This is a genomic window from Maribacter sp. (genome assembly GCF_049667165.1).
GTDB lineage: Bacteria > Bacteroidota > Bacteroidia > Flavobacteriales > Flavobacteriaceae > Maribacter_A.
In genome coordinates, this window is sequence record NZ_JBATHS010000379.1 from 1 (window position 1) to 5,881 (window position 5,881).

7 protein-coding genes and 1 pseudogene are annotated in these 5,881 nt (G+C 41.3%); 5 read left to right on the forward strand and 3 right to left on the reverse strand.

What is annotated here, in order from left to right:
- Both WBM98_RS17070 and hutH read right to left on the reverse strand, forming a co-directional pair.
- On the reverse strand, positions 1–941 hold a 941-nt coding region (locus tag WBM98_RS17070; RefSeq protein WP_424367225.1), incomplete at its 3' end, for an imidazolonepropionase.
- Between the two features lie 60 nt (positions 942–1,001).
- Positions 1,002–2,582, reverse strand: coding sequence for a histidine ammonia-lyase (hutH, locus tag WBM98_RS17075; RefSeq protein ID WP_424367226.1), 1,581 nt, complete (start codon positions 2,580–2,582; stop codon positions 1,002–1,004).
- Positions 2,583–2,671: 89 nt separating this feature from the next.
- Between hutH and WBM98_RS17080 the strand changes: the two genes are divergently transcribed.
- Entirely contained in the window at positions 2,672–3,226 is a 555-nt protein-coding gene (locus tag WBM98_RS17080) for a nitroreductase family protein (protein WP_424367227.1), read from the forward strand.
- Here the strand turns inward: WBM98_RS17080 and WBM98_RS17085 are convergent.
- Positions 3,223–3,738, reverse strand: a complete 516-nt coding sequence (locus WBM98_RS17085) for a DUF456 domain-containing protein (RefSeq protein ID WP_424367228.1) — start codon at positions 3,736–3,738, stop codon at positions 3,223–3,225. The genes WBM98_RS17080 and WBM98_RS17085 overlap by 4 nt on opposite strands.
- Before the next feature lie 128 nt (positions 3,739–3,866).
- Between WBM98_RS17085 and WBM98_RS17090 the strand changes: the two genes are divergently transcribed.
- The 4 genes and pseudogenes from WBM98_RS17090 to WBM98_RS17105 form a co-directional block, all read left to right on the forward strand.
- Positions 3,867–4,343: a hypothetical protein gene (locus WBM98_RS17090; RefSeq protein ID WP_424367229.1), complete on the forward strand. Its 477-nt coding sequence runs from the start codon at positions 3,867–3,869 to the stop codon at positions 4,341–4,343.
- Positions 4,344–4,432: 89 nt separating this feature from the next.
- Positions 4,433–4,987 (forward strand): crossover junction endodeoxyribonuclease RuvC, encoded by a 555-nt coding sequence (ruvC, locus tag WBM98_RS17095; protein ID WP_424367230.1) that lies wholly within the window; start codon positions 4,433–4,435, stop codon positions 4,985–4,987.
- 2 nt (positions 4,988–4,989) lie between these two features.
- Positions 4,990–5,736, forward strand: a complete 747-nt coding sequence (locus tag WBM98_RS17100) for a DUF3667 domain-containing protein (protein ID WP_424367231.1) — start codon at positions 4,990–4,992, stop codon at positions 5,734–5,736.
- A gap of 2 nt (positions 5,737–5,738) precedes the next feature.
- A pseudogene (locus WBM98_RS17105) lies at positions 5,739–5,881 on the forward strand (radical SAM family heme chaperone HemW); the annotation flags it as partial.

Here is a 5,881-nt window from a genome sequence, read left to right on the forward strand (position 1 = left end):
CCGGCATCAAGGATTTTACGGGCAGGGGTAAAAGCACAGCCCAAGCCCAATGAAGCGCCTGGCAATGCAACCGCAATCACATCGCTTTTCGCCAAAAGCGCTATTTCCTTTGATGTGCTTGCTTCCAAATGGTCAGCGCTTATGGCATTGTATTTTATGGCGACTTCGCTCCCTCCTGTTGAAAACTGGTCGGCATGCACGGTAATATCAAAACCGAGTTCCTTGGCTTTAGTGAAATAGGGTGCTATCAATTCCGAAGTAAAGGCACCCTCTTCAATAAATGCATCTACCCTAGAAGCCAGCTTTTCTTTTTTAAGTTTCGGGAGCAATTCATTGGCGATTTCTTCAAGGTATCCAGAAGGTGTTCCACCATAGTCCTTTGGAACCATATGCGCCGCCAAACAGGTCGGAATTAAATCCAATGGTAGTATCGTATCCGCCTCTTTAATGGCATACAACATTTTAAGTTCTTCGGGTATGGAAAGTCCGTAACCACTCTTGACTTCGATGGTGGTTACGCCATTGGCCAAATGTCTTTTTCCCCTTTTGACAATGCCTTTGACCAAGGCCTCTTTTGTGGCTTTTCTCGTTTGGGTTACCGTATCCCAAATGCCACCCCCAGCTTTCGATATTTCGAGATAGGTCTTGCCTGAATTTCTCAAGGCGTAATCATTGGCCCTAGAGCCTGCAAAACAAATATGGGTATGAGCGTCCACAAATCCTGGAAGGCAGGTATGGTCGCCTGAAAGCTCGTGCATCTCTGCGCTAAGGGATTTAGCTTCAGCCAGTAGTTCGTCATATTTTCCGATGGAAAGAATGCTGTCCCCATCAATTAAAATACCGCCCTCTTCAATAATCGCTAATTCCCCATCTTTTATGGCTCCCTTAACCGAAAGCCCGGTCATTGGGATGATTTGTTTAAACGGACCTATTAGTTTCATGTGCACTGGATTAATTGTAGAATGGTTTCCCGGCTACGCGGGAAAGACAAAAGGCTACCTTCAAAATACTTCAAATTCGTTAAAATAAGGTGTTTTGAACGAGATCTTTTTCTCCTTCTTCGTTTTATCGATGACCTTCATAATAGTCTGATCTTTGATCATGGCAATCCCAATTTCGATATCATCGGCAAATACCCGATCTTTTTTGGCAAAAGAGACCCTTTTTCGAAGTTCTTTATGGACCTTGTCCAACAAGATACCCGATTTCATGGGTTTCCGGTATTCAAAGGCTTGGGCAGCGGTCAATAGTTCAATCGCCAGTATTTTCTCCACATTGTCAATAACCTGCAAGGCTTTTCGACCACTTATCGAGCCCATACTCACATGGTCTTCCTGCCCTAAGGAAGTCGGAATGCTATCCGCACTTGCCGGAAAACATAGTCCTTTGTTCTCGCTGGCCAAAGCGGCGGTTGTATATTGTAATATCATGTATCCGGAGTTTATTCCGGTATCATCCATCAAGAGTTTGGGAACGCCCGGGCTATTGCCTTCCAAAGCCAGGTAGATCCTTCGGTCAGAGATGTTCCCGATTTCGGAAGCGGCCAAGCAGGCATAATCCAAGGCCATGGCCAAAGGCTGACCATGAAAATTACCTCCACTTATCGTGAGCTCCTCATCAATGATTATGGGGTTGTCCGTTACTGAATTCAGTTCCACTTCCAATAATTCCTTCAAATGCAGCCAAGAAGTGCGCGATGCACCATGTACTTGGGGAATGCAACGAAGGGAGTAGGGGTCTTGTACCCGTTCGCAATCCGCATGGGACTCCATGATTTGGGAGCCTTTCAATAAGCGTTTAATTCTTTTGGCCACATGCATATTGCCTTTAAAAGGTCGTAAGGCATGCAATTCGTTATAAAACGGTTTTATGGAACCTTGCAGCCCTTCGATCATCATAGCGCCTATGATATCGGCCTGTGAAAGACAACTGTGCAATTTCTCAACCACTTTTATGGCATGGGCAGCAATAAATTGGGTGCCGTTAATGAGTGCAAGGCCTTCCTTAGGACCGAGTTCAAGGGATTGTAAACCGGTTTTTTCAAAGAGTTGGGAAGTTGATATCGTTTCGCCCTTATATGCCACTTTTCCTAAACCAATAATAGGAAGAAACATATGGGAAAGTGGGGCCAAATCCCCTGAGGCTCCTACCGAACCTTGGGAAGGCACTACAGGTATGGCGTCATGATCAATGTGCCATATGATGCGGTCCAATGTAGCCTCTGAAATACCAGAAAAGCCTTTGGCGAGTGAATGGGCCTTTACTATAAGCATCAGCTTGGCAATTTCTTTGTCAATGGGGTTGCCTACGCCTACACTATGACTTTTAAGTATGTTGCTCTGCAGTATCTTTGTTTCCTCTTTCGAAATCTTGGTAGTGCATAAGGGTCCGAAACCGGTGTTTATGCCATAAACCGGATGACCTTTTTCGACAATATTTTGGACAATCTTCCAGCTTGATCTTATTTTTTCACGAGCGGTAGGGGATAGTTTCATATTCGTCCTACCTTCTGCAATTGCAATGGCAACGCTGGCCGTGAGATGATCTTCTCCGAAATTAAAGGACTTGGGAACCGTTGTCATATAACAAAAGATTAAAGTACCTTAAAAGTATCGAATCCATTTGAGAATAGCCAAGGATTGTTTTTAACTTTGCTTAAAACTCTTTAAGTATGATTTTCGACCTGATAAAAAGAAGACGTTCTATTTTTCCGCCCCAATTCCTAGATAAACCTATTGCAAAAGCAGATCTTGAACGCCTATTGGAAGCTGCTAATTGGGCCCCCAACCACAATAAAACGGAACCTTGGCGTTTTAAAGTGCTACAAGGGGAATCCAAGGCTAAATTAGGCCGGTTTTTATCTGAAAAATATCAGGAAGTTGAAAAGCGGCCCAAACAAGTGAAGATTAAAAAGTTAACTACTTATCCAGTTCAATCTGCCGTGGTTTTGGCCATTTGCATGCAACGGGACCCTAAAGAATCAGTGCCGGAATGGGAAGAATTGGCGGCCGTATCGATGGCTGTCCAAAATATATGGCTTGGCTGCACGGAAATCGGAATCGGTTGTTTTTGGAGTTCCCCCGGACTTATAAAATTTATGGACGAATTTTTCGATCTGGCCGAAGGGGAGAAGTGCCTTGGTTTTTTATATATGGGATATTTTGAAGGGGAAATGCCAGAAGGGTCACGAAAACCTATAACGGATAAAGTGGTTTGGCTCGATTAGTTGAAATAGGGAAACAAAGCACCTTTGTATTCCCAAGCTGTTGAAATAAAAAGTCCCAGATAAACTACGGTTACCATGAATTTAAGAAAGGTCCCGGTCAAGAATCCGATGAAGGATCCAAAAGCAGCCTTGGTGGCCGTTTTTTTATCGGCCTTGTTCAATAATTCACCCACCAAAGCCCCTACAAAGGGCCAGATAATAATACCCAATGGCCCTAGGATGGGAAAAATCAGTGCCACCAATAATCCCAATGTAGTCCCTATCATTCCGGCTCTTGTTCCTCCGAATTTTTTGGTTCCTACCGCGGGAATAATATAATCGAGGGCAAAAACGACCAAGGCAATGACCAAGGTAATTCCTAAAAAGACCCAATCATCGGGTACTACTTTGGTGAGATATAACAAAAGAAGTCCTATCCAACTCACTGGTGGTCCAGGTAATACCGGAAGAAAGCTTCCTAGAATGCCAATTAGCATTAGAAGAAACCCAAAAATGAGTAAAGCAATATCCATGTAAAGGTGTTTTGCTGGTTTGACGAAGATAGCGGGTATTTGTTACATATTATAATTTGTTTAATAGGGCTTCGCCAAAATAAGTTTCACCAAAAAAAATCGTAATTTCCGCCATAGAAAAGGGGTTCATGCGAAAGTTTTTAACCATACTGCTTTTAAGTACTTGTTTTTCCTGTGATTTGTTCGAATCCAAGGAAAAGAAAACCCAAGAATTGGTCAACCAGGAAATGCGTACCATTGATTGGAATGATGTTGACAACTATCCGTTATTCGAAAGTTGTGATGAATCAACTTCCAAAACAAGTCAAAGGGAGTGTTTTGAAACCGAATTGTTACAACATTTTTCGGCAACACTCCAAGAGTTCGAATTCGTTATCGGACCCGATATGGATACCACTGTTTTTGTGGATTTCTTGATAGACCAAGAAGGTAAGCTGACCGTTGTCGATATACAGAAAGACAAGGCGATTGATAAGGTAATGCCCGAGTTTGACGGAATTATTTCTCAAAGTCTACGCAATTTACCGCCCTTGGCACCCGCATTGAAACGAGGTATACCCGTACGTGTAAAGTTTAGAATCCCTATAGTTTTGAACCGTAATTAGCCACTGCTCTTTCGATGATTTAAAAAAGTTCAAGGTAGCGCGAAAGACCAAGCTTAAAAACCGTATTTTCTAACAACTAACAATTTGTTTTGTCCAACGAAAAAATCATATTGGGAATCGATCCGGGAACGACCATCATGGGCTTCGGGATCATAAAGGTGGAAAACAAGCAAATGAAATTTGTTCAGATGAATGAATTATTGCTTCAGAAGTACAAAGACCCCTATACGAAATTAAAACTCATTTTTGAACGGACGATTGAACTGATCGACACCTACCATCCCGATGAAATCGCCATAGAGGCTCCCTTTTTTGGTAAAAATGTACAATCCATGTTAAAGCTAGGCCGTGCCCAAGGGGTGGCTATGGCTGCAGGCTTATCGAGACAAATACCTATCACGGAATACTTACCAAAGAAAATAAAGATGTCGATTACGGGAAATGGTAATGCCAGTAAGGAACAAGTGGCAAAAATGTTGCAAAGTACCCTTGGGTTGAAATCCTTGCCCAAGAACTTGGATAGTACCGATGGACTAGCAGCTGCCGTTTGTCATTTTTACAACGAAGGCAGGGTTGAGGTCGGAAAAAGCTATTCGGGATGGGATGCTTTTGTGAAGCAAAATGAGAATAGAGTTAAAAAGTAGGTGTGGGATTGGCGAATCGAAAATATTGTAAAAACTGCGGTAATCTTGCTTCTGGTAAATATTGCCAGGATTGTGGACAAAGAACAACCGTTCATAGGGTAACCTTTCGAGAAACCTTTGAAGATTTTATCGAAAGTGTATTTACCGTTAATGCACCATTTTTTCTCACATTAAAAGGTCTTGCGCTAAATCCAGGTAAATTGTTTGCAGATTTTTTATCAGGGAAAAGGAAGACATATTATAAACCTGTTGCATTTTTTGTTCTTACGACAATAGTTTATTTGTTGATCAGGTCTATCATTGATTTTGATCCTTTTCAAGATTCATCGGTTATAGCCGTTGATGAGAATCAAGGCACTCAATTGATAACATTAGCACGTAATTATATGCTATTGAACATAAATAAACTATTATTTATTTTAGTTTTTACCTTAGCCATGTTTCTTAAACTATTTTTTTATAAAATACATTCCTTAAGTGAGTTTTTAGTGGTGTCTTTCTATTTGACAGGTGTTTATACCATTTTCACTACCTTGAATATGTTTTATATTGAGTATATCGACTCAAAGTTTCAAGCATGGGGCATTTTATTTATGGGAGCCTATTTTGTATTTGCAATGGTTTCCTTCATCAATAAAAAAAGAATTTGGGTGGTGCTTAAGTCAATACCCGTGTTCTTTTTAGCTTATGTTTTCTACATGGTGTTAGCCTTTGTTTTTTCTTATGTAATCGTATCTTTTAAAAACTGATCGTGGGCGGCATTTACCTACATATTCCATTTTGTAAACAAGCATGCCACTATTGTGACTTTCATTTTTCGACGAGTTTGGCCAAAAAGGATCAAATGATCGCCGCCTTGAAAAAGGAATTGGTTTTACGAAAGGAAGAATTCAA